Here is a 26,224-nt window from a genome sequence, read left to right as displayed (position 1 = left end):
TAGGAGCGCACGCGCGTATGATGAATAACGTGGCTTCCAGGAAACATTACGCATCGTCCAGGCGGGATGGGGCTGTCGGATCAGGCGACCCGATCGTCGACGTTCTGCGACTTCTGCGCACACAGGCGGTCGTCCCGGCACGGGTGCACGCTGCCTCCCCCTGGGCCGTCCTCTTCGATCCCTACCCGCACGTGAAGCTGGGCGTCGTCCTCGAGGGCGAGTGCTGGATGGCCCTCGACGGCTGCGAGCCGGTGTTGCTGCGTAAGGGCGACTTCTTCCTGCTCAACAACCCGCCGTCCTACACACTGGCCAGCATTCTCGATGTGACGCCGAGCCAGGCCACTGCTTTTCACGAGAGCGAGAACGCTGGCGAGGTGCGCATCGGCGCCGAGGCCGATGAGGACACCTACGTCTGCTGCATCGACTTCGTGTTCGAGGAGGCCCACGCCTCGGCGCTCTTCGACGTGCTGCCGCCCATCGTCCTCGTCCGGGCCGGCGACCCGCGCGGAGCACTCCTGTCGAACCTCTCCGCCCTCACGGTCGCGGAGATGGAATCTGCCGGCGTCGGCCGATCCCTTGTACTGGAGCACCTCGCACAGCTCATTCTCGTCCACATGCTGCGCGTCCACGCTGATCAGACCGATCATCCCGTCGGCTGGCTCGGGGCACTGGTCGAGGACGGCATCGGGGCGGCCCTGCGCGCGATGCATGCGGATGTGAGCCGGCGCTGGACGCTCGACGAGCTCGCCGCGATCAGCCACATGTCACGGTCCGCGTTCGCCGCGGCGTTCAAAGCCAAGGTCGGCACAGCCCCGCTGACCTACCTCATCGAATGGCGGATGAGCCTGGCCCGTGACGCGCTGCGCAGTGACACCCGCTCCATCTCCGAGCTGGCCGCCGCAACGGGCTACGAGTCCGAGAGCGCCTTCAGTACGGCATTCCGGCGCGTGGTCGGGACTTCTCCTCGATTCTTCCGCGACGAGGCACGCCAACAGGCGGGGGTGGGGTAGCCGGCCCTCGGCTCTTACCGCGGCCCTGTACATCGAGGTGTCGTGTCGTGCGGCCGGCGAGCGCGGGGGTTTCCATGCGGTGGGGCCCTGTCCAGCGGACAGGGCCCCACCGCATGCCGATCCGGCGTTCGAGCACCCCTGAGCACTCTGGCCCAAAAGAGCCGCGCGAGTCTGGACCTGAGCGGTGACAGCGAAGGACTGAGGAATCAGCGCAGGAGTGCCGCACGACGGCACTCGGCACGCCCGGGTGCTACTTGTTCACGGTGTTGGCGCTCGCCTGGTCCATGAAGATGGCGACGTGGGCGGGGGGCATCCCTGCCAGCGTGCCACCGACGGGTGACGGTCGCTCCGCGCTGTCGATCATCTTGCGGGCCGCTTCGGGCGAGACGGGCGGGACCGGGTGTGCGAGGTAGAAGCGCTTCTCCTCATCCCCAGTGATCCCGTCCGGGATGGCAGGGGTGTACGGCCAGAAGTAGATGGGCGTCTCGGGCTCGATCCGCCAGCTCTCCGCGAGCGAGCCGGCATCGACCACGTCGTAGCCGACCGCCTCCAAGAACTGCGTCACCGCCTTCTTGGCACCGGCGTCGTTACCAGCGATCGGGAGGGTCGTCCGCTCGGCGTCGCCCTTCGGGCGGGCGTTGGAGTACATGTGGTTCCAGTCCAGATTGTGCAGGCCCTTCACGACCAGGGAGTCCTTGAGGTGCCGCTGCACGAGTTCACTTGACGTGAGCTTCCCGGCATCCAGTTCGGCGTTGCGCCAGAACTCCGGGTAGTAGTTCGTCTGGTCCAGGACAACCTTCCCGGCCAGCTTGTCGGCCGACAGCGCCGCGTAACTCGCGAGCGGGACAGGAAGGGCAATGATGTCGCCGGCCGCGATCGCCTCATCGACCGTTGCGGCGCGCGCCAGCGGACCGAGATCCGATACGAGTTCCGCGATCGACTCCGGGCCTCGTGAGTTGCTGAGCACAACGCTGTAGCCGGCGGCGACAGCCAGACGAGCGACGGAGCCGCCGACCAGACCAGAGCCAATGATTCCGATGGTGGGTGCCATCTTGGGTATCTCCTTGTTCAAAAGGTGCCGTCAGCGGGCGGCAAGGTTCCGCCGTGCCTCTGACGCATGTGGACCGACAAGGCGATGCTCGGCCTGGCCGCAGGGGTGCACCAGGCGCTGTCGTCCCTGGTAGCGCGAGTACCACCCAGCCCCTCACCAGCAGGCTCATACTGGATTCATGACCACCTACACCGCGCTCGGCCCAGCACTGCGCGCGTGGAGAGAGCGCATCGGCCCGGCCGCGGTCGGCCTGCCGGTTGCAGGCAACCGACGAGTTCCGGGCCTGCGGCGTGAGGAGCTGGCCGTCCTGGCCGGCATCTCCGTCGACTACCTCGTACAGCTCGAACAGGGCCGCGCGAAGAATCCCTCCCCCCAGATCCTGGCGGCCTTCGCGCAGACACTGCGGCTCAACGCCGTGGATCGTGAACTGCTCTACCGGCTGGCAGGTGCGCTCGTCCCGCCGTCCGGGACGGTGCCCCGCGAGGTGCCACCCGGCGTGCAGCGCATGATCGACCGCATGAGCGACACACCGCTGGCCGTCTTCACCGCCTCCTGGGACCTCGTGCAGAGCAACTCGCTCTGGGGCGCACTGTTCGGCAGCCCGGCCGCGACCGATGCCCGATCGAGCAACCTGATCTGGGGACACTTCGCCGCCCCGTATGCACCTGGCGCATCCCGCATCGAGCGCGACGCCGCACACGCCGACGCATTCGAACGCATGATGGTGTCCGACCTGCGACGGGCCGCCGACCGATACCCCGACGACCGCGCCGTCACCGAACTGATCAACGGACTCCGAGAGACCGACCCACACTTCGCCGACCTCTGGACCCGCTACGAAACCCTGCCGATCGGGCGCTCACACAAGACGGTTGTCCACCCCGACCTCGGTGAGATCGTCCTCGACTGCGACATCATGACCATCGAACGAGCCGACCTGCACATCGTGCTGAACTGGGCCGCTCCGAACACGGGCGCGGCCGAGAAGCTCGCCCTGCTCCGTAAGCGGGTAACCACAGCAGCACACTGAAGACCGGCACCGCTCCGGGCGCACGTGTGGGCTCTGTCCCGCAGGGCGGAAACGTGCCCGAGGTGGAGCGCGTCTTGCTGGGACCCGTGGGCTTCTCCGGGAACGGCGCGCCCGCCGCCCGCAAGCAACGTGAGCGCGTTGTCGACGTACGTGTTTTCGTGGCGGCGGACCACTCGCCGCCGCTGATGCGGCAGGAGTCGTCCACCTTCGGCGGGTTCTGCGTCATGGGCGGGGTGAGGAACGTGGGGGTCAGTCGTAGGGCATGACGGCCGGGTAGCCGTACAGGTAGGTCCTTGCCCCGGGATGGTCGGGGAGGGGGTCGGGTGTGCTGGGGCCGGTGAGGTTGTGGCAGGTGGTCAGTTCGTAGGCGAGGGCGAGTACGGCCTGAGTGTCGGCGCCGTCGATGGTGAGGCGTACCATCCCGGGCTGGTCCAGGTGGTCGGATTCATCGGTCATGCCCGTGGCGACGCCCGCATGCTGATCATGGTTCGGCCCGGGCGGGAACATCCCTCGATCGAGGGCTTCTCGTTTGGCGCTGTCGCCTAGGTCGTGTCCGACGGGTCGAGTGACGATCCCACTGGGCACTCGTTTCGTGGGACTTGGGACTTGGGACGGGGAGATCTTTCGGATGAGGAGTGGGCTCGGCTGGAGCCGCATTTGCCGACGCATCGCGGGCGGGGTGGACGCTGGCAATGCCACCGTCGTGTGATCGACGGGATTCTGTTCCGGCAGCGGACCGGCCTCCCCTGGCGGGACCTGCCTCCCTGCTTCGGTAGCTGGAAGACGGTTCACGGGACGCTCGCGAGGCGGTCTCACATGCACGATTCACCTCGCCGGGGAAGGCGGGTGCCGCCCGCTCGGGCGTCACCTGCGCAGACGCCAGATCAAGTACACGATCCCGTGGCCGGGATCCGCCTATGGCTCCGTCCGGAGTGAAGCGTCCCGTTCAGAGGTCCTTGGCACCAGGGTATTGGCGGCGAAGTTCGCTGAGTACGCGCTCGTCGACAGCCCTGATGTCCCAAAAGGAGCTGTCGAATTCGGTCAGGACGAGCACCAGTTTGTCCTCGGCGAACCCACGTGCTTCGGCGTCGATCAACTGGAGGAAGGGGGTCGTCAACGACAACAGAGTCAACGTGTCCATGCCTGCATCGGCGGACCGTCTCTCCATCTCGACACAGCGAGGATCGACGATCTCGTCGCATTCGACGCGCCACGTCAGGTCCAGCCCGAAGCTGCCGAGGCGAACCAGTAGTTCGGCCAGCGTCACGTAGTGCTTTCCGTGCCCGGCGGGAAACGTGATCCCCTTCATCTCCGCCTCTGCTTCGGCTGTATCGCGTGACATGCGGCCCCTTTCGTTCAGCGAACACTCTGGTGTGCCGCTTCGTCGGAAGCACGGCAACAGCCGTAGATGCTCCATGACCTGCACCTGAACGCGCGCATCGCACAGGGCCACGAGGAATCTCCCTGAGGGGTATGCGCGGCGCTTCCTGACTCGATCGGCCTGGGGAGCAAGACGGCTCCAGGAGCCTCAGTGACCGGGCGGAGAGTTCGAATCTCGGGTGTCGTAGGAGACATCCGTCAGGGTTCGCCGACCGCGTCGCCCACTTCTGCCGGAGCGGTGGCCTCCATGTCGAAGAGCACCCGTAGCGCCACCTCGCGGTAGTGCCGTACGTGACGTAGCGCCCGGTCGGCCGCGAGGTCCGCGTCACGGGCGGCGATCGCCTCGTACAGTGCGCGGTGCTCGTCCCAGACCGGGCGCGGGTCGTCCACCTGCTGGAACAGCCAGCGCATCCGGCCTTCGAGGGGTTCCAGGGTCGCGGCGAGGAGCGCGTTGCCGGCGATCTCGACGATGTGGTGGTGGAAGGCGGTGTTGGCGCGGGAGATGCGGTCGGCGCGGCCCGCGCGGGTGGCCTTGCCCGCGCTGTCGAGGAGCCGGCCGAGGGCGTCGACCTGCCGCTGCCCGGCGCGCTCGGTGGCACGGCGCGCGGCGAGCACTTCGAGCGCCTCGCGCAGGTCGAAGAGGTCGAGCACGTCCTGGAACGACAGCTGCTTGACGACGATCCTGCGGGGCGAGACGGCTTCCAGGAATCCCTCGCTGAGCAGCACCCGGATCGCCTCGCGCACGGGGATCCGGGAGACGCCGAACTCCTCGGCCACGTCCCGCTCCAACAGCCGGTCGCCGGGCCTGAGTTGACCGGAGATGATCCGGTCCCGGATGCCCTCGCAGACCTGGTCGCGCAACCAGCCCGCCGCGCCGGGGCCCGCGCCTGCCGTCTGTGCCATGTTTCCTCCCCGTCAATGAGTCCTCACGGTATACCAACGCCTTGACGCGGGGCGTTGGCCGTCGCATTCTTTGGTATGCCATAGCGCGGATTCCGCACGTCACAAGCGTGCTTGCTTGTCCTGCAACACCCCCTTACGCAGTTCTTCCCTGCCGGAAAGAGGGTTTGACATGCCATCAGCCAAAGCGGCCGACGTCTCCGGCGCGGCCGCCCAGGACGCGAGAACCGACCAGGCGCCACCCACGCGTACTCGCTGGAGGATCTTCCTTCTCCTCCTCGCCATCGTCACGCTGAACTACATAGACCGTGGCTCCGTGTCCGTAGCCCTGCCGCTCATCACCGACGACCTGCATCTGTCCAAAGAGGTCACCGGTTTCGTGCTCAGCGCGTTCTTCTGGACCTACGCGCTGATGCAGATCCCGGCCGGACGGCTCATCGACCGGTTCGGGCCGCGCCGGATGGCGGGCGGCGCCTGTGTCGGCTGGGGCGTCGCCACGGCGCTGACCGCGGGGGCCACCGGCGTCGGCTCGCTGCTCACCGCGCGGCTCGCGCTCGGCGCCGTCGAGGCACCGGTGATGCCGGCGGGCGGCAAGCTCAACGCCCACTGGCTGCCCGCAGCCGAGCGCGGGCGGGGGGCGGTCCTGATGGACGGCGGGGCTCCGCTCGGCTCCGCGCTCGGCGGCGTCGCCATCTCCGGTCTGATCGCCTGGACGGGGAGCTGGCGCACCAGCTTCGTCGTCGCCGGCGCGGCGACCGTGGCGGTCGGCTTCCTCGCCCTGTGGTTCCTGCGCGACACCCCGCGCGAGCACCCTGCCGTGAACGCCGCGGAGGCCGCGTACATCGAGCGGGCGCATGCCGCCGAGGACGCCGCGGCGCCCGGCGAGGACCGGCCCGCGCGCCTGGTGGACTACCTCAAGTACCGCTCGTTCTGGGGCATGTGCCTGGGCTGGATGGGCTTCAACGGTGTCTTCTACGGGCTGCTCACCTGGGGCCCGCTGTACCTGTCGGAGACCAAGGGCTTCGACATCAAGTCGATCGGCTGGTCCACGCTGCTCATCTTCGGCGCCGGGTTCGTCGGGGAACTGACCGGCGGCTGGCTCGCCGACCTCTGGCGCTCGCGCGGCACCCGCGCCAACACCGTCCTTCGCACACTCATGGGCGTCGCGGGCGCCGCCGTGATGGCCGGGCTGCTCGGTGTGGTCCTGGTGCCCGACGCGATGACCGCCGTCGTGCTCCTCTCCGGCGTCCTGTTCTTCCTGCGCTGGGCCGGCCTCTACTGGGCGCTGCCGTCCACGCTCGGCGGCCGCGCCAACGCCGGAGTGGTCGGCGCCGCCATGAACCTGTCCGGGAACATCGCCGGGATCGTCACACCCATCGCGGTCGGCTTCATCGTCGGTGGCACCGGCTCCTACACCTGGGCCCTGCTCTACTTCGTCGGCGCGGGCGCCCTGTTCACCGTCTCGTCCCTGGTCATCGACTATTCGAGGAGGCTCGTCGTCCGATGAGCGATCACCGTCCGCTGCGCGTGGGGATGCTCACGCCGTCGTCCAACACCTGCCTGGAGCCCGTGACGTACGGACTGCTCCAGGGCTCGGAGGGCCTGGCCACCGCGCACTTCGCGCGGGTACCGGTGACCCGGATCGCCCTGGACACGGGCAGTGACGCCCAGTTCGGCCAGGAGCCGATGCTCGCAGCGGCCAGACAGCTGGCCGACGCCAAGGCCGACGTCCTGGTCTGGAACGGGACGTCGGGTTCCTGGCTCGGCATCGAGCGGGACCGCGCCTTGGCCGAGGCACTCACCGCCGAGACGGGCATCTCGGCGACCACCTCGACGCTCGCTTTGCTCGACGCCTGCGCCGCGTACGGCGTGACCCGGCTCGGGCTTGCCCTGCCCTACACCCGCGACGTGGCCGACGCCATCGTGAGGACGTACGCGAAGGAGGGCATTGACTGCGTTCTCGCGGAGCCCTTCGGCGAGGACGACAACGAGGCGTTCGCCAGGATCCCGGCCGCCGACGTGGCCCGCCAGATCGAGTGCGCCGCCACCGACGGCGCGCAGGCCGTCGCCGTCGTCTGCACCAACGTGCACGGAGCCTTCGAAGCCGAGCGCCTCGAACGATCCCTGAACATGCCGGTGTTCGACTCTGTGACGGCAACGCTGTGGCGCGCGCTCGACCTAGCCGGGGCGTACCCGTCGTGGTCCGGCTACGGACAGCTGCTGCGCGACGGCAGTCTTCGCGCCCGAGTCCAGGAAGTCCTCGGGACGCTGCTGCGGGCGACCGGCGCGGACCGCACCACGTTCCGCGTCGACCTGCCGGATCACGGTCTGCACGTCGATCTCACCGCGGGCGAGGCGCTGCGCCCCGGCGAGCGCTCGATCCGCCGCGACGCCTCCCTCGACCAGCGTCGCCTGAACACCGTGGAGTGGCTGGAGGCCGAGCGGCGTCCGCTGATCCAGCCGCACTTCCGTGCCGCGCCACATCCGCCGCAGGCACTCGTCGACGTGTACGGCGTGCGCGCCCAGATGCTGTCGCCCGTCGAGTCGGGCGACTCGCTCACCGGATGGATCTCCGTGCACAGCGCGCGCGAACGCGACTGGACACCGGGTGATACCCGGGCCCTCGCCACGGCGACCGCAAACCTCAGCACCCTCCTTCCCAACTAGAAGCACAAGAGGAGCACTTCACCCATGGCCAAGAACATCCAGATAGCGCTCGGTGTAGATGTAGACGCGGTGGCCGGCTGGCTCGGCAGTTACGGCGGCCAGGATTCGCCGAACGACATCCAGCGCGGAGTGTTCGCGGGCGAGATCGGCACCCCGCGCCTGCTGAAGCTGTTCGAGCGCTATGGAATCCGTACGTCCTGGTTCATTCCCGGCCACTCCATCGAGACGTTCCCCGAGCAGACCCGGATGGTCGTGGAGGCGGGGCACGAGATCGGGGCCCACGGCTACTCGCACGAGAACCCCATCGCGATGACGCCTCAGCAGGAGGAGGACGTCCTTGCCAAGTCCGTGGAACTCATCGAGGAGTTCACCGGGCGCAGGCCCAAGGGGTACGTCGCCCCGTGGTGGGAGATGTCCGAGTCGACGGCCGCGCTCCTGCACAAGTACGGCTTCTCCTACGACCACTCGCAGAACTACCGGGACTTCACCCCCTTCTACGCCCGAGTCGGCGACTCCTGGACGAAGATCGACTATGCAGGTGAGGCGAAGGACTGGATGAAGCCGCTCGTGCACGGACACGAGGTCGACCTCGTCGAGTTCTGCGGCAACTGGTACGTCGACGACCTGCCGCCGATGATGTTCAACAAGCACTCCCACAACAGCCACGGCTACGTCTCGCCCCGAGCCCTGGAACAGGACTGGAAAGACCAGTTCGACTGGGTGCACAGGGAGTTGGACTACGCCGTCGTCCCGGTGACCCTGCACCCCGACGTGTCGGGCCGCCCGCAGGTGCTGCTCATGCTGGAGCGGTTCATCGAGTACGTCTCCGGGCACGAGGGTGTGTCGTTCGTGACGCTCGAGGACGCGGCGGACGAGTTCCGGCGGCGCTACCCCTTCGAGCGCGCCGCGCGGCCGGCCGACGTGCGCTGAGGTCCTCACCGTGCATCGCCCGGCATGCGCCGTCCGGCCTGGCGGATCTGGGCCGGCGATCCGCATCGCTCCAGCATGGGGAAGCATGATGACCTGCTGTTGTCGTCCCTGGCGACGTGGGCAGGCGGATACTCGTGGAGTAGAGCGGGTCGGCCACGAGCTGATGCTCTGCGCCGCGCGCCAAGGGCTGTCCCGTAAAGCATCTCCGGCCGCCCCTTGCGCCGCGGCATCTTGAACGACGGGGCTGTGCAACGGTGTCCGCGCGTTCCGGGGCTTGTCGGCAGACGTCGGTCGCCTGGCTGGGACAGGTCAGCTCAGCGGCCGAGCAACCGTTTGAGCCCCTTCCTGGCGGGTGCGGGCGGATCCTGCCCCTTGATCTCCTCTTCCATGAGGACGAGCTCGCCGGTGCTCACGCGGAAGTGCGTCTCCTCGTAGCCGCTTTTCATCTTCACCAGCCATGTCCCGTCGTGCATGCGGAACACGCTCCGGTATGGCCTGCCGCCGGCCTTGAGCCACTTCCCTATGTATTGCGGGATGTGGCTGCTGGCAAGTTCCTCAGCTCTCGCCTCGGCGGCTGCCCTGTCTCCGTCAACATGTTGGCTGGCCGCCAGATGCCAACGATGCAGGCTGAGGACTTTCCCCTCGACGCTCTCGAGCTCGGTGGCGTCCTCTTCGATGAAGACGTACAAGGAAGGAGTAGTCACAGCCGACGAGCATATGAGCCGTTGATTGCGCTGGTCTGCCAGAGCGCGCGGGAAATTTTACGTTCACCGGGCTGAGCCCGCGCTGCTTCGGCAAGTTGATGACCGTGGTACGCCGTGAAGTCGCAGACGAGCCGCGGCGTGGACGGCCGTGGAGTCTGCCGTTGAAAGACCGGGTGTTGCTGGTCGCGGCGTACTGGCGCACGAACTTGACGCTGCGCCAGTACGCTCCGCTCTTCGGCGTCTCCAAGTCGGCGGCCAACCGGATCATCGACCATCTCGGGCCCTCCCACAAGCAGGTAGGGGCTCCATCCTGCGTGACTGCCGTCTCAAGGGCGACGGCGTCCATCACGCCATGCTCGGCATCGCCCGTCTGCACAACCTCAACCTCGCCGGATAAGCGGCAGGACCCCGCGACGGTCGGCCGCACCCCGATGACAGCGAAGATCAGTTACGGGACAGCCCTTAAGGAGCAGGCTGTGGACCTGGGTGTATCCGCCGGGGCGTGTGCGCGTCACACCCCCAGGAGCCGTTCGGCGTTGCGGTGGGCGATGTCGAGCTTGGCGTCGGCGGGCAGGTCACACTTCTCCAGGAAGCTGCGGGCGCCCGCATTGCCGACGAAGGGGTGGTCGACCGAGTAGATCATTCGGTCGGTGCCCAGGACATCGGCGCAGAAGTGCAGGTGTGGTGCCGTGAACATGCCGCTGGGCGTGTAGTAGACGTTCTGGCGCACGTAGTCGCCGATCGTCCGGTCAAGTCCCGTCGCGTGCTGGGGCAGAGCCTCGTCGAGGCGGTCCAGGAACCAGGGGACCATCTCGCCCCAGTGCCCGAGAATGAACTGCAGATCCGGGTGGCGGTCCAGCGCGCCGCTGAGTACGAGGTGGAGGAAGTGGATGCCCGATTCGTTGTGCCACCCCCACCCGGCGGTGGCGAACCGCGTGGCGACCACGGGATCGAGCCCCGCCTCGTAGTTGACCGCGCTTGTGCCTCGGGTGGGTGGGGCGGGATGGAGATAGATCGGGACCCTCAGCTCGGCCGCTGCCCGCAGGATGGGGTCGAAGCGTTCGGCGGACAGGAACTCGTCGTCCGTACGGCCGTGGATGAGCGTGCCGACGTGACCGAGTTCCTCGACGGCGCGCTTGAGTTCGGCCGGTGCCTGCTCCGGGGCCGTCGTGGGCAGTGAGGCGAAGGCGGCGAAACGGTCGGGGTGGCGTCGGCAGGCGCCCGCAAGCCGGTCGTTGACTCCCCGCACCAGTTCGGGTGCCACGTCGGCCGGCAGGAATTGTGTGGTGAGGTTGGACAGCACTTGCATGTCGATGCCGTGCGCGTCCATGTCGGCGATGCGCCCTTCGTCGAGGTCTTCCAACTCCTCGGGCGTGGGGCAGTAGGGCAGTCCGCTCGCCGGCGAGTACGCCGTCCCGAAGTGCGGACTCACTTCCGTCGCGCGCGCGGCCGAGGCCTGCGCCACCGCGGTGTCGAGGGTGTGCTCCTCAATGGTGATCAGCTTCATGGCGCGTCACGCTCCGGCTTCTGCGCCGAGCCAGGCGAAGGCCGACTCCTTGATGTCGCGTTCCAGTTCGCTGCCCTGGGTCGCGAAGGTGCGCTCGACGGGGAAACCGCTCCGGTCCAGTACGTAGGCCAGCGCGCCGTACTCACGGGGGTACTTGGCCACCACCTCGGCGTCGATCTCCACGATCCCGGCGGGGAAGGTGAAGGTGGCGAAGTCGTACACGCTCTTGCGGTCGACGATGCGCCAGACGCCGTCCCGACGCTCGATGCGGTCGATGAACCGGTTGTGGCCGTTGCAGCCGAGGTCGAGCGTGCTGTTCTCGGCGACGATGACCGCATTGGTCTCGCTGACCGCCCGGATGCCGTCTGCCGAGAAGGTCACGCTGGGTGCGGTGATCAGGTGCTTGGTCCGCAGGCCGGTGGTGGCCATGCGCGCGGACGCGTCGACGAAGTCCGACGCCGCGCCCTCGAACCAGGTGATCTCGATCCGGGCGCCCGGGTGGAACAGCTCCCGGAGCCGGTCCCACTGCCCCAGATCACGATGGATCCACCCGGTCATGAGGTCGGCGATGTCCTGACGGTCCTGAAGTGTGGTCGATTCAGACATACCCACAGTCTCCGACCCTTCCATCAATAGATCCAATTGATAGATCTGATCTATTGTTCGCTTTGAACGATCGGAGGTCGCGCGTGGAACTTCGCCACCTGCGCTATTTCGTGGCTGTCGCCGAGGACTGTCACTTCGGTCGTGCGGCCGCACGGCTGCACGTCACCCAGTCGACGCTGAGCACCCAGGTGAAGGCGCTCGAGCGGGAGGTGGGAGGTCCGGTCTTCGTACGCACCAGCCGTCGCGTCGAGCTGACGGAAGCGGGGGAACTGCTGCTCGTCGAGGCGCGCCGTACGCTCGCGCAGGCCGACCGAGCCCTGGATGTCGCACGGCAGTCGGTCAGAGGTGAGACCGGCGCCGTGCGGATCGGGTTCTCCGGGATCGCCGTGCTGGAAGGCATCCTGTCCACGGACCTGCACCGCTTTCACCAGGCACACCCGCGCGTGGAACTCCACGTGACCGAACTCCCGCCCGCCGCACAGGTGCAGGGCCTGCGCGACGGCACGCTCGACATCGGATACAGCCCCGACAATGGGCTGAGCGACGTGGACGACCTCGTGAGGGGGCGTGGCGTGCGGACGACCCTGTCGATCGCCGTACACCACGATCACCCGCTGGCTGCCGCCGCCTCGGTGGTCCCCACCGACCTGGAGAGCGAGAGCCTCGTCGTGTACGCGGCTGACGAGGACGACAGGACCGTGCTCGACCGGCTGGGAACCGAGCAGCGGGCGCGCGTCCATCGGGTGACCGGCACGCTCGGCGCGCTCGCGCTCGCCTCGGCCGGCGTCGGCGTGGCCGTCGTCCCGGCCGCCACGGAACGCATCGGACTGCCGGAGATCGTCTACCGGCCGCTACGGGACATGGCGGCCGATGTCGAGGTGGTGAGGCTCAGCCGCCCCGACGAACTGGCCGGTCCGGTCCGCGCGTTCGTCAGCTCCTGGGACCGGCCCGCCCGGGTCGCGCAGTCCTGACCGGAAGCTGCAGGTGCGACGCGGGGTTGCCGTCGGCGTGGATGACGTGCCGGCCGCTGTTGGCCGGAGCGTGTCGACCGCGCGAGCCATCCCTGATCGGCTGTTCCTGTGCCGGAGGGTTGACCCCTGAGTGGCTCTGGATCTAGCGTCTCCCGCACGAGAGTTCACGGTGCCGTTCTATGTTCAGGTACGTGAACTGCTCGGTTCAGGTCCGGCTCTCTGTGCTGCACGAGAGCACGTGCCGTCCGGAAGGCCGTCCCTCAGCTCGATTCGGGCCGTTGACAACGATGTCGGGGCTTCTGCGACCAAGGGGAACTCATGCGTGTACGACCACCCGTACTGTTCGTCGCCATTCTGACCGCGGCCATGGCGGGCAGCGTGCTCGCTCCGTCGGCACAGGCCGACGACCGGTCCTGGGCTGTCTCTCGCGGCGGAACGGGTCCAACTGCCGCCCTCCGCCTGAACGATGACGGGAAGCTCTCGCTCGGAGTTCAGCTCAAGGGCCGTACCGTGCTGGAACCTGGAGCCCTGGGGATCGTCACCGACGAAGGTGACCTCACCTCCGGGTTGAAGTTCGTGCGCAGGACCGACAGACGGGTGCAGGAGCACTACACCACCACGGTCGGCAAGCGCCTGGAGCGCACGGTCGATCAGACGGAGTCCCGGTTCGACTTCGAGAACGGGAACGGCGCCAAGCTCGGAGTGGTGGTGCGCGCCGCGGCCGACGGCATCGTCTACCGCTACGTGGTGCCCGACGCCGAGGGCGACGGCGTGAAAGTCACCAAGGAGGCCTCCACCTTCGAGCTGCCCGACAACGCGTCGGCGTGGGTCAACAACTGGTCGAACGGCAACTATGAAGCCGCGCACCAGTCGCCGTCGGCCGCCGGTGCCGCTGGCGGCGACTATGCCTACCCGGCGCTGTTCCGCACCCGAGGAACGGGTGTCCACGGTGACTACGCGCTGCTGAGCGAGTCGGACGTGACCGGCACCTACGACGGCAGCCACCTGGCGCACACCAAGGGCGACGGGCAGTACCGAGTCTCGCTCGCGGACGACGAGATCAACTCGCCCGGTCCGTTGAGCACCCCGTGGCGAACGGTGACCACCGGCGATCTGGCGACGGTCACCGAGTCGACCCTCAACGACGACGTCGCCCCGGCATCCCGGATCGAGGACACCTCCTGGATCGAGCCTGGCAAGGTCGCCTGGTCCTGGATGGACGGCGGTCACGAGGCCCAACGCAGCCTGGAGAAGCAGAAATCCATGGTGGACTACGCCGCCGAGCACCACTGGGAGTACACCCTCGTCGACGACGGCTGGAACACCACCGACTGGATGCCGGAACTGACCGCGTACGCCAAGGAGCGCGGGGTCAAGATCCTGCTCTGGATGAACTACGGCGACGTGGACACCGCCGACGAACAGAAGTCCATGTTCGACAAGTTGGCGCAGTGGGGCGTCGTCGGAGTCAAGATCGACTTCATGGACTCGGACCAGCAGGTCCGCTACAAGTGGTACGACGAGATCCTCAAGGAGACGGCGGCGCGCCACCTCCTCGTCGACTTCCACGGTTCGACCATTCCGCACGGCATCGCACGGACCTGGCCGCAGGTCATGTCGATGGAAGCGGTGCACGGCGCGGAGCAGTTGAACGTGACGGCGGCCAATGTGTCGGTGCTGCCCTACACCCGCAACGTGGTCGGTTCGATGGACTTCACCCCGATGGACTTCCAGACCGGCAAGATCCCGGTGTCCGATGCGGCGGAGCTGGCGCTCTCGGTGGTCTACGAGTCCGGGTTCCAGAACTTCGCGGGAGCACTCGACGAGTACCGCAAGCGCCCGGAGCTGGAGAAGTTCCTCGAGTCCGTGCCCACCGCCTGGGACGAGACGCAGCTCGTCGCCGGCGACCCCGGCAAGCAGACCACCATCGCCCGCCGCGACGGCGACCGATGGTTCCTGGGCAACGTGACCGCCGGCGAGGCCCACACCGAGAAGGTGCCGCTTCGTTTCCTGGAGCACGGCACGTACACGATCGACGTGGTCAGGGACGGCCCGGACGGACTCGTGCGGGAGAGCCACAAGGTGACGGCAGGCGACACCTTGAAGGTGGATGTCCCGGCCAATGGCGGGTTCGCCGCCGTCGCCCACAAGGCCTGACGTTCGACGTGATGCGCCCCGTGCGGCTGGCCGTCGTCGGTGGCCGGCCACACGAGGCGTTCGCGTCGGGCACGCCACGTCCGCATCCATGGCTGTGGTGGCGATCAGCGTGAAGACGTGTCGGGCGCATCGCCGCGCTGGGCACTCAGTCCGGGCCTGGTCTGGCGTCGACAGCGAGGTGTGCGTGGCCTGCACGGCAACGCATCGTGGGAAGGCTGCTCGCCCTGACGCAGCAAGTCGGCGCCTGCGTGTCGACGACGTTTGTGTCCAGACGGCGTTCGTGTCGGTCGGCGGCGAGCTCAAGAGGTCACGCTGTTGGTCTGGGGGTCCGGCTGTGAGGCGGCGTCTTCGGCAAGGAGTTCGGTGAGCCGTGGGACAGAGAAGGGCTTTCTGCTGGCCGCCGCGCTGGTCAACTCGCTGATCGTGGCGACCGCTGAGCGGCGCGGCGAGTTCGCGCTACGACGGCTGATCGGCTCCACCCGGCGCCAGGTGCTGTGGATGATGTCCGTCGAGGCCATGGTGACCGCGGTCGTCGGCATGGTGCTCGGCACCGGCGTCGCCACCGGCTCGCTGGTCTCCTTCGGCCTGGCCCTGGACGGGACGGTGCTGCCCAGTGGGCCCGGCTGGATCTGCGTGACGATCGTCGCCACCGCGGTGGTGCTGACGTTCGTGACGGTCCTGCTTCCGACGGCACTCGCGCTGCGAACGAAACTGGTAGAGGCCGCCGTTGCCCCATGAACACGGCCGGCCCTGCCGCACCTGACGGACTTCGCCGGACGTCCTGAGCGGGCGCGGGATCGAGCCGGCCGGGGCTGCCTCCGCCACGCGCGGACGGGCCGCCGCCCGCGCCGTCAACGCGGCGTCAATCTCCTCGAGCACAGCGCCAGAATGCCGCCGATGGCGCGACGGGAAGCGCACTCAACTCGCCCGCGCATGGCCTTCTTTGGAGGCAATGAGTGAGGCTTGGCGAGGCCGCCTGAAGGTTTTCCCGGGGGGCCGCTTCGGCTCGCGGGGCGCTCGCTCGCCTGGCTGCTGCACGCGCGCCGCAAGGTCCGTGACCATGAGACCCGGCCAGGGCACTGCGAACCCATCCTCACTCTCTTGGTGATCACGCTCATGAGTCGTGACTCGCCCGACCCATTGCTCAGCTCAGCGCGGCCCCGCCTCGGGTACGGGCGCGGTCGATCGCCGACACCCTCCAGTACTCGGTGGTACCGTATAGCGGTACTCGGTACTACGCAGTACCCCTAGGGCCGAGGAGGACTCGCGATGGACGACCTGACGGAGATGCTGAAGGGCACGCTCGAAGGGTGCGTGCTCGAAATCATCGGCAGGGAAGAAACCTACGGATACGCCATCACCCGCCGGCTGAACGAGCTCGGCTTCGCCGACGTCATCGAGGGGACGGTGTACACCATCTTGCTGCGGCTGGAGAGGAACGGACTCGTCCAGGTGACGAAACGGCCTTCCGGAGTCGGTCCGCCGCGCAAGTTCTACGCGCTCAACGACGCCGGACGCGAGGAACTCGCGACGTTCTGGGTGAAGTGGCAGTACGTCTCATCACGCATCAACAGGCTGAAGGAGGGCGGGAAATGAACTTCTGGGAGACCATCACCGGTAGCGATCTCACCAGGGAATGGAAGGCGTTCGAAGTCAGGGCCGCGAACCTGCCGGACGATTACCGCACGGCGTGGGAACAGATCAAGGCCCACCTCTTTCCGCACGGGGATTTCACCGGCCGCAACCTGATACCGATCCTCGACGCCGCCCTGGGGCTGCTCGAAGAGACAGCGGCGGACGGGCAGAGCGTCCAGGAGGTGCTCGGCGACGACATCCAGGGCTTTTGCGCGGCGCTGGCCGGTGGAGAAGGGGCGCGAACCTATCGCGACCGATGGCGCGAGCAGTTGAACAGGAACGTCGCACGGAAACTGAGCCGGCTGGGAGGCTGACGTGGGCATCCAGGACATCATCGAAGGCAAGAAGCAGTGGCGGGCGCATACGGCTCGGGTCAAGGCGCTCCCGCCGGACTACCAGATCGTCTACAAGGAGATGCAGAAGTACCTGTTCAAGGTCGGACCGGTCGATCTGCCCGACGGGCCTCTGCTCCCCGGGATCGTCGACTTCTTCGAGGAGGGCGCCGCCTCGGGCAGGGGGGTCCTGGAACTCACCGGCGAGGACGTCGCCGCGTTCTGCGACGACCTGGTCAAGGACTCGCGTACCTATGCGGACATCTACCAAGCGTCCATCAGTGGGGAATCAAGCACGACCGAGAAGTAGTACCCGGCGTGTCATGCCAGTGGGCCCGGCCCGCGGGCACCGTTCGTTCGCCTCGACGCAGCGCGAACAGGCGTGGACCGACCGGTCGTCAGAGGCCGCCGCAGATCCTGTCCGCCGAGGTGGGCGAGCACGCTGGGGAGACCTGGCTCAGCCCTGCCCGCACCCGCGGCGGGCAGGTACTCGGCGGCGGGTGCGCTCAACTGCATGTCTCGGGACGCCACGACTGACGTGTAGTCACGGACAGTCAGTGGATCCGAGTTCCGAAACTGCTCCACTCCTCCTTGTGCCTTCAGTTCTCCAGCCTCCGAAGGGAAGCACCATGCCTATGTCTGTCATGCCCACATCCAGGCGAGGTGATGGTCTTCCGTCGCCGACCGCCGTCTCCGCCGTGGGGCTCCGCAAGTCATACGGCGAAAAGCCGCTCGGAGCGGACGGCGCCTTGATCCGCCAGCAAGGCGGAGAAGACGATCACATGGACCACGCACGAGCACGGCAGCACCAGCAGGACCTCGATCCGGATGGACCGGTCGGCCGGCAGGAATGTGTACATCGCCGCGACGGCCCGCGGAACCACCACGAAGTTCACCACCCGGTCGCGGTGAGGAACCGGCGGGCGCCTGCCCTGGAGGATGAACAGTTCACGGTTGAGGATCTCGACCGATGGGCTCGCCAGCAGAAGGTCACGTGAAGGGGCCGGGCAGTTGCCCGGCCCCTTTGTCGCGTTGTTCAGGCTGAAGGTTGTCCCGTAACTGTGGCTGCGGGACAGCGCCAGGCGCTCGGGTACCTCCACAGACGTCGCTCATCCAGGGTCCCGAACCGCACGTCTCCACCGTCAAGGCCGACGAGGATGGGCCAGCAGTCCAACAGGGGAAGCCGTGCCGGAGCCGAAGGCCGGAAGCCCGACTGCGGAGCCACGAAAGCGGCAACGGGTGGGGGAGTTGGATGCCGAGCAGCTCGAGAGGCAGCCAGGGAACTCACTTCACTACGACGTTGTCCCCGGCCGAAGTCGACGGCCCGGTGGTGGTGTTGCCGTAGTACACCCAGCGCCACGTGCCCGTCTTGGATGCCTTCACGGTCGTCCTGAGATCACCCGAGGCGTTCGCGTACACCTTTTTCACCGTGGTGTAGGCGGTGGCTCCGGTGGGCTTGAACTGCAGGCTCACCAGGCGGCCTTCGTAGGAGGCGTACTTCTTGGTCTCCCAGTTGGCCCGCGTGACCTTTCCGGTCACGGTGATGGTCCTGCCCTTGGACACCGGCTCGGGCGAGGCATTCACGGTCAGGCGGGAGTTGCGCTTGACGTAGGCCGTGAGGCCCTCGTCATCGACGTCACCGCCGCCGCCCTGGAAGTACACCTCGGCCGCGACCTTCCAGGCTCCGGCCTCGCTGTTGAGCATGTCCCACTCGCTCGGGTCGAAGTACATCGTCTCGTTGATGTCGCAGACGCCCGAGCTCACCGTGATGCAGTCGCTCGTCTCGACGGCGTGCCACAGTCGGTCACCTGTACTGCCGCGGTACAGGAACACCGCCGGCCACTTCCACTTGTGGGTGGTCGCCATCCGGAAGGAGGTGGGCACCGCGACCTCGTTCGACACCCCGATCACGATGGGCTTGCCGCCGTTCACCTGGACACGGGTGAACGAGACCCCGCCCTCGGCCGCCCCGGCCGGCACCGCGGCCACGCCCGTGAACACCGCCGCCGCGCCACCGGCCACGACAGCTCTCCATACCTTCTTCCCCACCTGATCCCCGATCTCTGTACCGAAAGGCGCCGGAGACTCGTCCTCCGGCGCCTTTCAGACAGCCGGGATCCGCACGGGGTTGTACACCCGTGGATCACGATCGGGCATCAGACGATCTTCGCCTCGCACGAGGCGATGCACCCGGCACCGGTAGGGCGCGTTCATGGTTCGCCCGGGGGACCGAGGGGGCTGGTCCAAGGCGGGCGGGAGTCAGACAAGGACGGCAATGCCCGCCACGTCGATGAGTACCGGAATGCCGTAGAACAGCAGCAGCGTGCGGGACAGGAACACCGTGGCGTTGCCCACCGGGCCGCCGTACCGGTCGACGTCCATCGTGAAGAGCGGCACGGCGGCCGGATCCCCGACCGCCGCCTTCTCGTACAAGGAGCGGAACAGACGTTCCTGGCGGAGGTAGTAGCTGTCCAAGCACCAGAAACCCACGGTCACGGCCAGGGCCGTCGCCGCCACGGACCACGTGGAGAACTGTGCCGCCACGGCGAGGAAGGCGCCCGTCACGGTCATGGTCCAGCCCTTGACCAGGAAGGAGTTCGTGCTCAGCCGGGCGATGGCGCTCTGAAGGAACTCCAGGTGCTTGGCCCGCTGTTCCCACGATGCTGGGATCATGTGCCCTCCTCCGTCACCTGCGGGTCGTTCGCACTCTCCGGCTGCCGCGGCGGTGCCGCGGGGCCGGCCGGATCGTCGGCTGCCTCCTTCGTCCCCGGGGCAGCCGACGCCGCGTCGAGGTTCCACTGGGTGTTCATCCTGCGCGCCACGTTGGTGAGGGCCTCGTGCAGTCGCTCCGGATCGCAACGGGTGAGGACGGTGTGGATGTCCTCCAGCAGCTCCATCCGTACCCGTGGGGGAGGGGGCGCGGTTCCACCTGCGGTGTCGCTCAGAGGTTCCTGCGGCCACGGCCAGGCGAGCGCGCGCAGCGGGAAGGCGAAGTCTCCGGCCACACCGCTGCGGGCCCGGTCCTGGACAAGGGCTATGCAGGCGTCGTCCAGAGCCCGGTGCGCCTGATCCTCCGCCGCCAGAGTCGCGGACTTGAGCCTCGACCAGGAGGTGAGCAGCCGGGCGATCTCGTTCCGGGCTGCGGCGAGCAGGTCCGCGGCCGTCTTCTCCGCTTCCTGCGCCCCTTCGACGATGCGCTTCGCACGGTGGGCGTAGGGGTTGTGGGCCATGATCTTGGCCAGCACCGTGGCGAGGCCCAGCATGAGCAGCAGGACGACCACAGCGGGCCGGTACGCGGCGAGGAAGCCCAGTCGGTCGCTGCCGACCTGCACGGTCCTGGTGTAGGCCCAGAAGCCGGACATCGCGAGGATCCCCAGGGTGAACAACAGCGGCCATCCGGCGACCGGCCAGGGCAGGCTGCTCCGCTCACGGGTCTCGGTGACGCGCTCGAGGCGCAGGCGCCGGCCCTCGCGTGTGAGACGGCGCCGCGTCCGCTCCGTACCGCGGGCGGCCGTGACACGGTGGCGGAACCAGGATTCGGCCAGCAGGGTGCCCGCCGCCAGCAGACAGATCGGGACCGCCAGCCCCGGCAGATACGCCAGGTAGTACGCGGCCTGGTGGGGGCCCACCTTCATCAGGGCCTGCAGGATGGTGCCGATGAAGGCGGTGTCGAAAGCCATGCCCGCCAGCACGACCAGCGGCAGGAGGACCCAGCGCCACAGCCGGGACGAGCGACGCAGATCCTCCGGCCCGTCCTGGGCGTGTTCCGCGTCGAGTTCCTCGGCCCGCTGCCGGGCCTTCCCCGGTGTCCGGGTGTGCTCGAAGCGTTCGACGGCCTCCAGCGCACCGCGGGCCCGGTCGGCGGACCGCTGCACGTCGGCGGCGCGCTCGCCCAGCCCGGCGTGCGCCTGGGCGAGTCCGCTGTTGGCGAGGGCGAACGCGGCCATGAGGGCGGCGCGTTCCTTGCTGTCCGTCCGGTCCACCGTCCGCCCGGCCGGCGGCCGGGGCCCGGCGTCGTCACCGCCGTCCGCCGGTCGCAGGACCTGGACGGGGCACGTGACCGCGCCCGGAGACCGCCGTGCCGCCTGCGGCGCATTACCGTTGACGCTCATTCCTCGGCTCGCTTCCCTGGTACCCGCTCGTCTGGTGACCGTTCGATCCGCGGGCCGGCCCCGTCCGAGGGCCGGCCCGCGATGTCCGCGACTATGTGACGACCTCGATGTCGACCCGTCGGTCGCACTGCAACCGGTCCGCTCCCGCGGACGCCGCCCGGCCCGGGCAGCCCGGCGCCAGCCCTCGCCCACGGCTCGTGACCTTGTCGACGCCCAGTTCCCGCAGCTGGTCGCCGACCGCGTCGGCGCGCGCCTGGGACAGCGGCCCGTCGCTCGCCCGATCGCCGCGCGGGTCCACGTAGCCGTCGACGCGGACCCGCGCGCCCGGCACGCTGCGCGCGGCCACGGCGATCTCGGCCAGCGTGTCCTTCGCCCCGGGCCGCAGCGTCGCGGAGTTCGTGTCGAACAGGGCCGCGCCGGGGAGCCGGTAGCGCTGCCGGTGGCCGTCGCCGAAGGTGACGGCCGGATCGGCGGCGGCCGTCACCCTCGTGCCCGACGTCCCGGCGGTGCGCCGGACGGCCAGCTGGGTGCCGGCGATGTCGCAGCGAGCCCTCCGGTCGCTCCGCGCATGGGACCGTGCGCACAGCACGGTCCACAGGTCCACCAGCCACTGCTGTTGGGCGGCCGTGGGGACCGGCTGGTCGACGGCGGGCTGTCCGAGTCCGGTGAAGACCGTCCGGACCCCGGTGAGCGTTCCGTCCCGCAGCTCCTTGCGGTTCCGGCAGACGCGCAGGATCGCGTCGATCTCCTCGTGTTCCTGGAAGAGGGACCGGGTCAGGTCGGCGCAGCCGGTGGTCGCCAGACCGTCGCTGACGACGATCAGCTCCCGGCGTCCGCGCACGTCGTGCAGTGCGCCGCCGGCTGCCCGTATCGCCGCCAGCACGTCCGTGCCGTCTTTCGCGGCTGTTGTTCGGGCAGCCGCTGCGACGTCCTTCTGGATGCAGTCGACGGCGTCCTTGCGCAGCTGCTCCTGACCGTCGGGATTGCCGTCCTCGGCGGCCCAGTCCGTGGAGCGGGGCTTCAGCCAGTGGACGCCGGTGGGGCCATGGCCGTCGAACGCGGCGACCGACACGGTCCGTTTCTGCCGTACGGCCCGCCGGACGTACTCCGCGACGGCGTCCCGCGGATCGCGCACCGTGCCCGAACCGGGAGCGTCGCGGAAGGAGGCCGAGACGTCCACCATGACCACCGTCCGGCCCAGCCCGGACTTCGGCGCCTGCGTCGTCCAGGCGCACGGGTCCGGCGGCGGGGGTGTGTCGCACGCGGTCAGTCCGGCGGCCGACAGGGCGAGGACCAGGACCGGGGCCAGCAGGTCCCTCGCCCGTCCGGTGGAACGTCTCATGCGGGGTCCTCCTGCGACGCCGTCGCCCGGTCCACCCACGAGAACGGCTGCAATCCCATGAGCTGGCAGAAGCTGCTGTGCGCCTTGTCGTAGGCGTTCGCGAACTCGAAGAGGCCGACCCGCTCGTGGTTCCTGCTCGCCTCGGCGAGCACGTCGGCGAGGACATGGGTGCCGGACCTGCGGGCGTCCCGCAGCCGGGCCATCGCCGCGGCGAAGTCCTCGTCGGCGAGCACCGAGGCGAAGGGCGCGAGGAACTGCAGCTGCGCCGGGGTGAGTTCACGGTGCGCCGGCACATCGCCCTGGGCAGGCTGCAGCTCGCCGAGCTGCTCCAGTTCGGCGATGACGTCGAGCCAGACGTGCGTCAGGTGCTGGGCCTGTTCGGCCTTGAGCCGGCGCAGGTCGTGCTCCTCCCGCATGCGCCGCTCCGTCAGCCGGAACGGCTGGACCAACCGGTGCAGGGCAGGGTCCATGCGGACACCGACCCGGGGCCGGCACCAGATCATGTGCTTGCCGTCCTCGTAGCACCAGCCGGGCCGCAGTTCGCGATTGATGGCCTTCTCGGCCGCCGCCGGTTCCTCCGGGACATGGTCGCGGGAGACCGTCCAGGCCCGCCGGACCAGCTTGGCTCGGGCGCCCGGTTCCAACCGCGCCACACGCTGGTGCAGTTCGTCGTAGTCGAGGGTGGCGCAGGTCCACCGGAAATACGGCAGAAGGTGGAAGTCGAACAGCTCGCCCCGGGCGGGCACGGTGAGATCGGTGGCGTCGAGCACCGTCTCCACGACCTCGGACTGCTTGGCGGGCGTATCGGCCTCGGCGTCGGGCACCGGCGTGGTGACCTCGGTAGGACCGGGCGGCTCGTAATCGACCTCGCGGTTGGCGGAGCGACGGGCGCGCCACCGGTCGCGCAGCCGGGCGAAGAAGCCCTTTCGGTAGGCCATGACGGTCCCCTTTCACCGGCCGTGCGGACCGGAAGCGGTCCGCACGGCCAGGTCGATGCGTCGGAGAGTGGGTGACTTCGTGTGGCGCAGCGCCCAGACGTGGAGATGCCACAGAGCCCGGGAGCGCAGGGCCCGGGAGAAGATGCGCAGCGCGAGTGTCTCGAACAGAGCCGCCAGGTCCTCGTGGTCGTCCGCCGCCACCAGCCACTGCCGTATCAGGTCCCAGGCCCGGGTGGAGGTCTCCGCCGAGAGCAGGGCCCTCGCCAGCAGGGCGGCCAGCAGATCCAGGAACTGCTCGTCCACCAGCGCCCGTTCCGCGAGAGCGGGCCGGCCCCGGCGCCCCGGTCCGGAGCCGAAACGGCTGAGGGTCAGCGTGGTGCGGACGGCGTGACGGGTCAGATGGTCGCTGGACGCGTCGAGCCAGGCTCCCAGTTGTGCGATGACCGCGTCCTCCTCGCCGTTGAGGTAGAGCCACGCGGTGGAGAAGGCCACGGAGTTGCGGGCCGCGAGCTCCGGCCGGGCGCCGAGGGAGGTGAGCTGGCGCAGCGCGGCGGGCACGTCGGACAGACCGACCTGCGTGCCGTAGGTGCGCGCCGCGCTGTCCTGCAGCAGGAGGCCGGGGCTGTTCGACCAGTCGCGCACCTGGCCGGCCACCCGGTCCTTGAGCCCCTCGTCGAGGAAGGCGGCCTCCATGGCGACCGCCGCGCACTGCCGGTACACCGCGGACTCGCCGTTCGCCCACGGGCGGATCAGTTGCCGGTAGACGCCGTCGAAGTCGTGGCGCAGCAGGATCCCGGCGATCTCGGCCACTCTGACGCGCACACGCTCCAGCCCGAGGTCGGACCGTCCCAGCAGCGCCGTGAGCCAGTTCAGCAGCGGACTGCGGAGGCTGTCGTACTCGTGCCAGGCCACCTCCAGGAAGGCATGCAGCAGGTTCACGTCCACGAGGTGTGCCCGGCGCGGGGTCGCGCCGTCGGCATCGTCGGCGGAGCGCATCTCCACGGGGATGAGCCGGGCGAGGTCGCGGTTGAAGACATGGCCGGGCGGCGGGGACTCGCGCGTCTCGTACAGCGGCAGGATCTCGGCGCTGAGCACCTCTCCCGCGGTGAAGGCGTCGGCCAGCGGATGCAGGTGGAACATCGCGTAGGCCATGCGGAAGGGCTGTACGTGCGCAGCGGCCGGAGCGCCCTCCTCGGGGTCGCCGTCGCCGGAGAGCATGCGCCGGGCGAGGTGGCGCATGCGGTCCCGCCATATCGCGAGCAGGTCCGGCTCCTCCGAGTGGATCGCGCTCGCCAGGTACCGGGCGAGGTCGACGACCTGTTCGACGGGAGGCACCTTGACGAGGGGCTGCACCTCGGGATGGTCGAGCATCTGAGCCACGTAGCGGTCGACCGCCGCGGTGTCGCACGTGTGCTGCTCGGGGCCACGCGCCCGCGGACAGCCGTCGACGTGACCGGCCAACAGCGCGACCAGGTGCTTCTCGAGCACTCGCGCCAGATCGGGATGGACGTGCTCGAAGACCTGGCCGCGCAGCGGTTCCGAGCCCGTCGAGGCGCGGGTACCGATGACCACGAGGTGAGCGCCCCGGTCGGTCACCACGTGCACCAGCCGGTCCAGCATCTCCGGGGTGACCGGGCGGTCGCCCGCGTCCAGCAGGTATCCGTGGCCCTCGACGAGCTGCCCCGGCGCCTCGCACAGGGCCTGGAGCGGGTCGCCACCGCCGTCCGCGTGCACCAACCTGATGCGGTAGCGGGCCACCCGCCGGGCGAGCAGGACGGCGGCCGTGGACCGGCGGCCGCTGCCGACGCGTCCCCACAGCACGACGACGCGGTGTTCCTTGAGGGCCTGTTCGATCTCGGACTGGCCCGGGACGTCCTCGTACAGGTCGAGGACGCGTTCCTGGGTGAACCGGCTGATGCGGACCCCGACACTCCGTCGGCCGTCCGCGTTGAAGTTCTCGACGTACATGGCCAGTCCGTCGCCGCTGACGGCGGCACGGTGGGCGAGGAGACCGTTCTGCCGCTCGCGCACGTTGGCCCCGAAGTCGACGTGCTCCTCGCCCTGGAGGTCGTCGGCGGGAGAACGCTTCGCGGTGTCCTTGCGGGCGGTGCCGCCCTCGTCCCCGCTCCCCTTGCCCGCGGTGTCCTGTACGTCGTCCCCGGCTGCGTCCCTGGCCGCTTGCGGCGACCGTCCGGAAGACGGTTCGCCGGCGGTGTGCTCCTCCGCGATCAGGCCATCGTCGGTCCGTGGTTCCGCGGCGGACTCCACCGGGATGTGTTCGGCGTCAGCGCCCGCTTCCGCCTCCGGTGCCGGCGGAACGTCCGCCGCGTTCTCCGCGCTCATGCGGTCCTGCCGTCGCCGTCAGGGTCCCGGCGCCCGCGGAGCCCGGAGTTGTCGTTCTCGATGTACGTGCCCCAGTCGCCCACGACACCCGTGTTCGACGCGACGTGGTACTTGGACGGCGGGGGTACGGCGGGAGCCGCGGGCCGGGGCTGTACGTGCCGCTCCAGGAACGCCCTGATGGGGGCCATCTGCTCGTGCGCGTACGGGATGACCAGCCGGCTGTTCTGACGCTCCGCCAACTGTGCAATCCGGGAAGGCAGTTCACCCTTCGTGGGCAGCGCGGCGCCGTCGAGGAGCAGAGGGACGACGATCTTCCCCAGGTCCAGTGCGCGGCGGATCTCCCAGTGCACCCAGTCGTCCGGGTCATCGATCCGGCGGTTGCCGGACTCGTCCGTCACCTTCAGCCAGTGCTCGCCGATCAGCACGAGGACGACGGTGCTCGCCTCCAGGCGACGGGCCATCTCCGGCGGGTAGTGAATGCCCGGCTCCATGGCGCGCCGGTCGCGGAAGACCTGATCGTCCCCGAAGCGGAGGCGAAGATCGTTGTCGATCAGTACGGCGGCCTCGCCGCCGTCGCCGGTGCGGTAGTTGATGAAGATGCCGGTCATC

25 protein-coding genes and 3 pseudogenes are annotated in these 26,224 nt (G+C 68.8%); 13 read left to right on the top strand and 15 right to left on the bottom strand.

Translation table 11 applies throughout. The annotated features are described in order from the left end of the window. Positions 1 to 29: 29 nt before the first annotated feature. Positions 30 to 1,010, top strand: coding sequence for an AraC family transcriptional regulator (locus ACVHNB_RS23855; protein WP_456225828.1), 981 nt, complete (start codon positions 30 to 32; stop codon positions 1,008 to 1,010). Positions 1,011 to 1,260: 250 nt separating this feature from the next. Here ACVHNB_RS23855 and ACVHNB_RS23850 read toward each other — a convergent pair whose 3' ends face one another. Further along, the gene (locus ACVHNB_RS23850) at positions 1,261 to 2,061 is read right to left on the bottom strand and encodes an NADPH-dependent F420 reductase (RefSeq protein WP_428956650.1); all 801 of its coding nucleotides are present in this window, start codon (positions 2,059 to 2,061) and stop codon (positions 1,261 to 1,263) included. A gap of 178 nt (positions 2,062 to 2,239) precedes the next feature. Between ACVHNB_RS23850 and ACVHNB_RS23845 the strand changes: the two genes are divergently transcribed. Beyond that, positions 2,240 to 3,091, top strand: coding sequence for a helix-turn-helix transcriptional regulator (locus tag ACVHNB_RS23845; protein ID WP_428956651.1), 852 nt, complete (start codon positions 2,240 to 2,242; stop codon positions 3,089 to 3,091). Positions 3,092 to 3,340: 249 nt separating this feature from the next. Here the strand turns inward: ACVHNB_RS23845 and ACVHNB_RS23840 are convergent, their stop codons facing one another. After that, positions 3,341 to 3,547: a hypothetical protein gene (locus tag ACVHNB_RS23840; RefSeq protein ID WP_428956653.1), complete on the bottom strand. Its 207-nt coding sequence runs from the start codon at positions 3,545 to 3,547 to the stop codon at positions 3,341 to 3,343. Positions 3,548 to 3,697: 150 nt separating this feature from the next. On the opposite strand from ACVHNB_RS23840, the pseudogene ACVHNB_RS23835 reads away from it, so the two are divergent. Then, positions 3,698 to 3,883: pseudogene (locus tag ACVHNB_RS23835) on the top strand (transposase); the annotation flags it as partial. Positions 3,884 to 4,037: 154 nt separating this feature from the next. Here ACVHNB_RS23835 and ACVHNB_RS23830 read toward each other — a convergent pair. Continuing rightward, positions 4,038 to 4,544, bottom strand: a complete 507-nt coding sequence (locus ACVHNB_RS23830) for a hypothetical protein (RefSeq protein ID WP_456225827.1) — start codon at positions 4,542 to 4,544, stop codon at positions 4,038 to 4,040. A 125-nt stretch (positions 4,545 to 4,669) separates the two neighbouring features. Beyond that, positions 4,670 to 5,374, bottom strand: coding sequence for a GntR family transcriptional regulator (locus ACVHNB_RS23825; RefSeq protein ID WP_456225826.1), 705 nt, complete (start codon positions 5,372 to 5,374; stop codon positions 4,670 to 4,672). A gap of 169 nt (positions 5,375 to 5,543) precedes the next feature. Here ACVHNB_RS23825 and ACVHNB_RS23820 point away from each other — a divergent pair, with 169 nt between their 5' ends. The 3 genes from ACVHNB_RS23820 to ACVHNB_RS23810 are packed head-to-tail and all read left to right on the top strand — an operon-like array spanning position 5,544 to position 8,968. Continuing rightward, entirely contained in the window at positions 5,544 to 6,878 is a 1,335-nt protein-coding gene (locus tag ACVHNB_RS23820; RefSeq protein WP_456225825.1) for an MFS transporter, read from the top strand. Then, on the top strand, positions 6,875 to 8,038 hold the full coding sequence (locus tag ACVHNB_RS23815; protein ID WP_456225824.1) for a maleate cis-trans isomerase family protein: 1,164 nt from the start codon (positions 6,875 to 6,877) through the stop codon (positions 8,036 to 8,038). Before ACVHNB_RS23820 ends, ACVHNB_RS23815 begins: the two co-directional genes overlap by 4 nt. Positions 8,039 to 8,062: 24 nt before the next feature. Next, positions 8,063 to 8,968 (top strand): polysaccharide deacetylase family protein, encoded by a 906-nt coding sequence (locus tag ACVHNB_RS23810; protein WP_428956658.1) that lies wholly within the window; start codon positions 8,063 to 8,065, stop codon positions 8,966 to 8,968. Between the two features lie 314 nt (positions 8,969 to 9,282). Here the strand turns inward: ACVHNB_RS23810 and ACVHNB_RS23805 are convergent, their stop codons facing one another. After that, a complete protein-coding gene (locus ACVHNB_RS23805) occupies positions 9,283 to 9,672 on the bottom strand; it encodes a hypothetical protein (RefSeq protein WP_456225823.1) in 390 nt (129 codons plus the stop codon). A gap of 35 nt (positions 9,673 to 9,707) precedes the next feature. Between ACVHNB_RS23805 and ACVHNB_RS23800 the strand changes: the two are divergent. Further along, positions 9,708 to 9,956 (top strand): annotated as a pseudogene (locus tag ACVHNB_RS23800) (helix-turn-helix domain-containing protein); the annotation flags it as partial. Between the two features lie 227 nt (positions 9,957 to 10,183). Here ACVHNB_RS23800 and ACVHNB_RS23795 read toward each other — a convergent pair. After that, a complete protein-coding gene (locus tag ACVHNB_RS23795) occupies positions 10,184 to 11,179 on the bottom strand; it encodes an amidohydrolase family protein (RefSeq protein WP_456225822.1) in 996 nt (331 codons plus the stop codon). A 6-nt stretch (positions 11,180 to 11,185) separates the two neighbouring features. After that, the gene (locus ACVHNB_RS23790) at positions 11,186 to 11,785 is read right to left on the bottom strand and encodes a nuclear transport factor 2 family protein (protein WP_456225821.1); all 600 of its coding nucleotides are present in this window, start codon (positions 11,783 to 11,785) and stop codon (positions 11,186 to 11,188) included. A gap of 83 nt (positions 11,786 to 11,868) precedes the next feature. On the opposite strand from ACVHNB_RS23790, the gene ACVHNB_RS23785 reads away from it, so the two are divergent. The 6 genes from ACVHNB_RS23785 (at position 11,869) to ACVHNB_RS23760 (ending at position 17,190) form a co-directional block, all read left to right on the top strand. After that, positions 11,869 to 12,756 (top strand): LysR substrate-binding domain-containing protein, encoded by an 888-nt coding sequence (locus ACVHNB_RS23785; protein ID WP_456225820.1) that lies wholly within the window; start codon positions 11,869 to 11,871, stop codon positions 12,754 to 12,756. 318 nt (positions 12,757 to 13,074) lie between these two features. After that, positions 13,075 to 14,913 (top strand): glycoside hydrolase family 97 catalytic domain-containing protein, encoded by a 1,839-nt coding sequence (locus tag ACVHNB_RS23780; protein WP_456225819.1) that lies wholly within the window; start codon positions 13,075 to 13,077, stop codon positions 14,911 to 14,913. 363 nt (positions 14,914 to 15,276) lie between these two features. Beyond that, positions 15,277 to 15,651 carry an FtsX-like permease family protein gene (locus ACVHNB_RS23775; RefSeq protein WP_456225818.1) on the top strand — a complete coding sequence of 125 codons (375 nt, stop codon included), beginning with the start codon at positions 15,277 to 15,279 and terminating at the stop codon, positions 15,649 to 15,651. 531 nt (positions 15,652 to 16,182) lie between these two features. Continuing rightward, positions 16,183 to 16,509 carry a PadR family transcriptional regulator gene (locus ACVHNB_RS23770; protein ID WP_428956667.1) on the top strand — a complete coding sequence of 109 codons (327 nt, stop codon included), beginning with the start codon at positions 16,183 to 16,185 and terminating at the stop codon, positions 16,507 to 16,509. Then, a complete protein-coding gene (locus ACVHNB_RS23765) occupies positions 16,506 to 16,862 on the top strand; it encodes a DUF1048 domain-containing protein (protein WP_428956668.1) in 357 nt (118 codons plus the stop codon). The genes ACVHNB_RS23770 and ACVHNB_RS23765 overlap by 4 nt, the downstream gene beginning before the upstream one ends. Before the next feature lies 1 nt (position 16,863). Next, positions 16,864 to 17,190 carry a DUF1048 domain-containing protein gene (locus ACVHNB_RS23760; RefSeq protein WP_456225817.1) on the top strand — a complete coding sequence of 109 codons (327 nt, stop codon included), beginning with the start codon at positions 16,864 to 16,866 and terminating at the stop codon, positions 17,188 to 17,190. A gap of 419 nt (positions 17,191 to 17,609) precedes the next feature. Here ACVHNB_RS23760 and ACVHNB_RS23755 read toward each other — a convergent pair. The 8 genes and pseudogenes from ACVHNB_RS23755 to ACVHNB_RS23720 form a co-directional block, all read right to left on the bottom strand. Next, positions 17,610 to 17,779, bottom strand: a pseudogene (locus ACVHNB_RS23755) (arsenic resistance protein); the annotation flags it as partial. Positions 17,780 to 18,164: 385 nt separating this feature from the next. Next, positions 18,165 to 18,929 carry a hypothetical protein gene (locus ACVHNB_RS23750; RefSeq protein ID WP_456225816.1) on the bottom strand — a complete coding sequence of 255 codons (765 nt, stop codon included), beginning with the start codon at positions 18,927 to 18,929 and terminating at the stop codon, positions 18,165 to 18,167. Positions 18,930 to 19,139: 210 nt separating this feature from the next. Continuing rightward, positions 19,140 to 19,553: a hypothetical protein gene (locus ACVHNB_RS23745; protein ID WP_428956671.1), complete on the bottom strand. Its 414-nt coding sequence runs from the start codon at positions 19,551 to 19,553 to the stop codon at positions 19,140 to 19,142. Next, positions 19,550 to 20,992 (bottom strand): hypothetical protein, encoded by a 1,443-nt coding sequence (locus ACVHNB_RS23740; RefSeq protein WP_456225815.1) that lies wholly within the window; start codon positions 20,990 to 20,992, stop codon positions 19,550 to 19,552. Before ACVHNB_RS23740 ends, ACVHNB_RS23745 begins: the two co-directional genes overlap by 4 nt. A gap of 91 nt (positions 20,993 to 21,083) precedes the next feature. Continuing rightward, positions 21,084 to 22,334: an OmpA family protein gene (locus tag ACVHNB_RS23735; protein ID WP_428956673.1), complete on the bottom strand. Its 1,251-nt coding sequence runs from the start codon at positions 22,332 to 22,334 to the stop codon at positions 21,084 to 21,086. After that, positions 22,331 to 23,272, bottom strand: a complete 942-nt coding sequence (locus ACVHNB_RS23730) for a hypothetical protein (protein WP_428956674.1) — start codon at positions 23,270 to 23,272, stop codon at positions 22,331 to 22,333. Before ACVHNB_RS23730 ends, ACVHNB_RS23735 begins: the two co-directional genes overlap by 4 nt. Before the next feature lie 12 nt (positions 23,273 to 23,284). Beyond that, positions 23,285 to 25,615, bottom strand: coding sequence for a hypothetical protein (locus ACVHNB_RS23725; RefSeq protein ID WP_456225814.1), 2,331 nt, complete (start codon positions 25,613 to 25,615; stop codon positions 23,285 to 23,287). Continuing rightward, positions 25,612 to 26,223: a toll/interleukin-1 receptor domain-containing protein gene (locus tag ACVHNB_RS23720; RefSeq protein WP_428956676.1), complete on the bottom strand. Its 612-nt coding sequence runs from the start codon at positions 26,221 to 26,223 to the stop codon at positions 25,612 to 25,614. Before ACVHNB_RS23720 ends, ACVHNB_RS23725 begins: the two co-directional genes overlap by 4 nt. Position 26,224: the final 1 nt, after the last annotated feature.

The organism is Streptomyces sp. YJ-C3 (assembly GCF_053891275.1).
The sequence above is the reverse complement of the archived record's forward strand: the minus strand, read 5'-3'. Positions and strand labels throughout refer to the sequence as shown.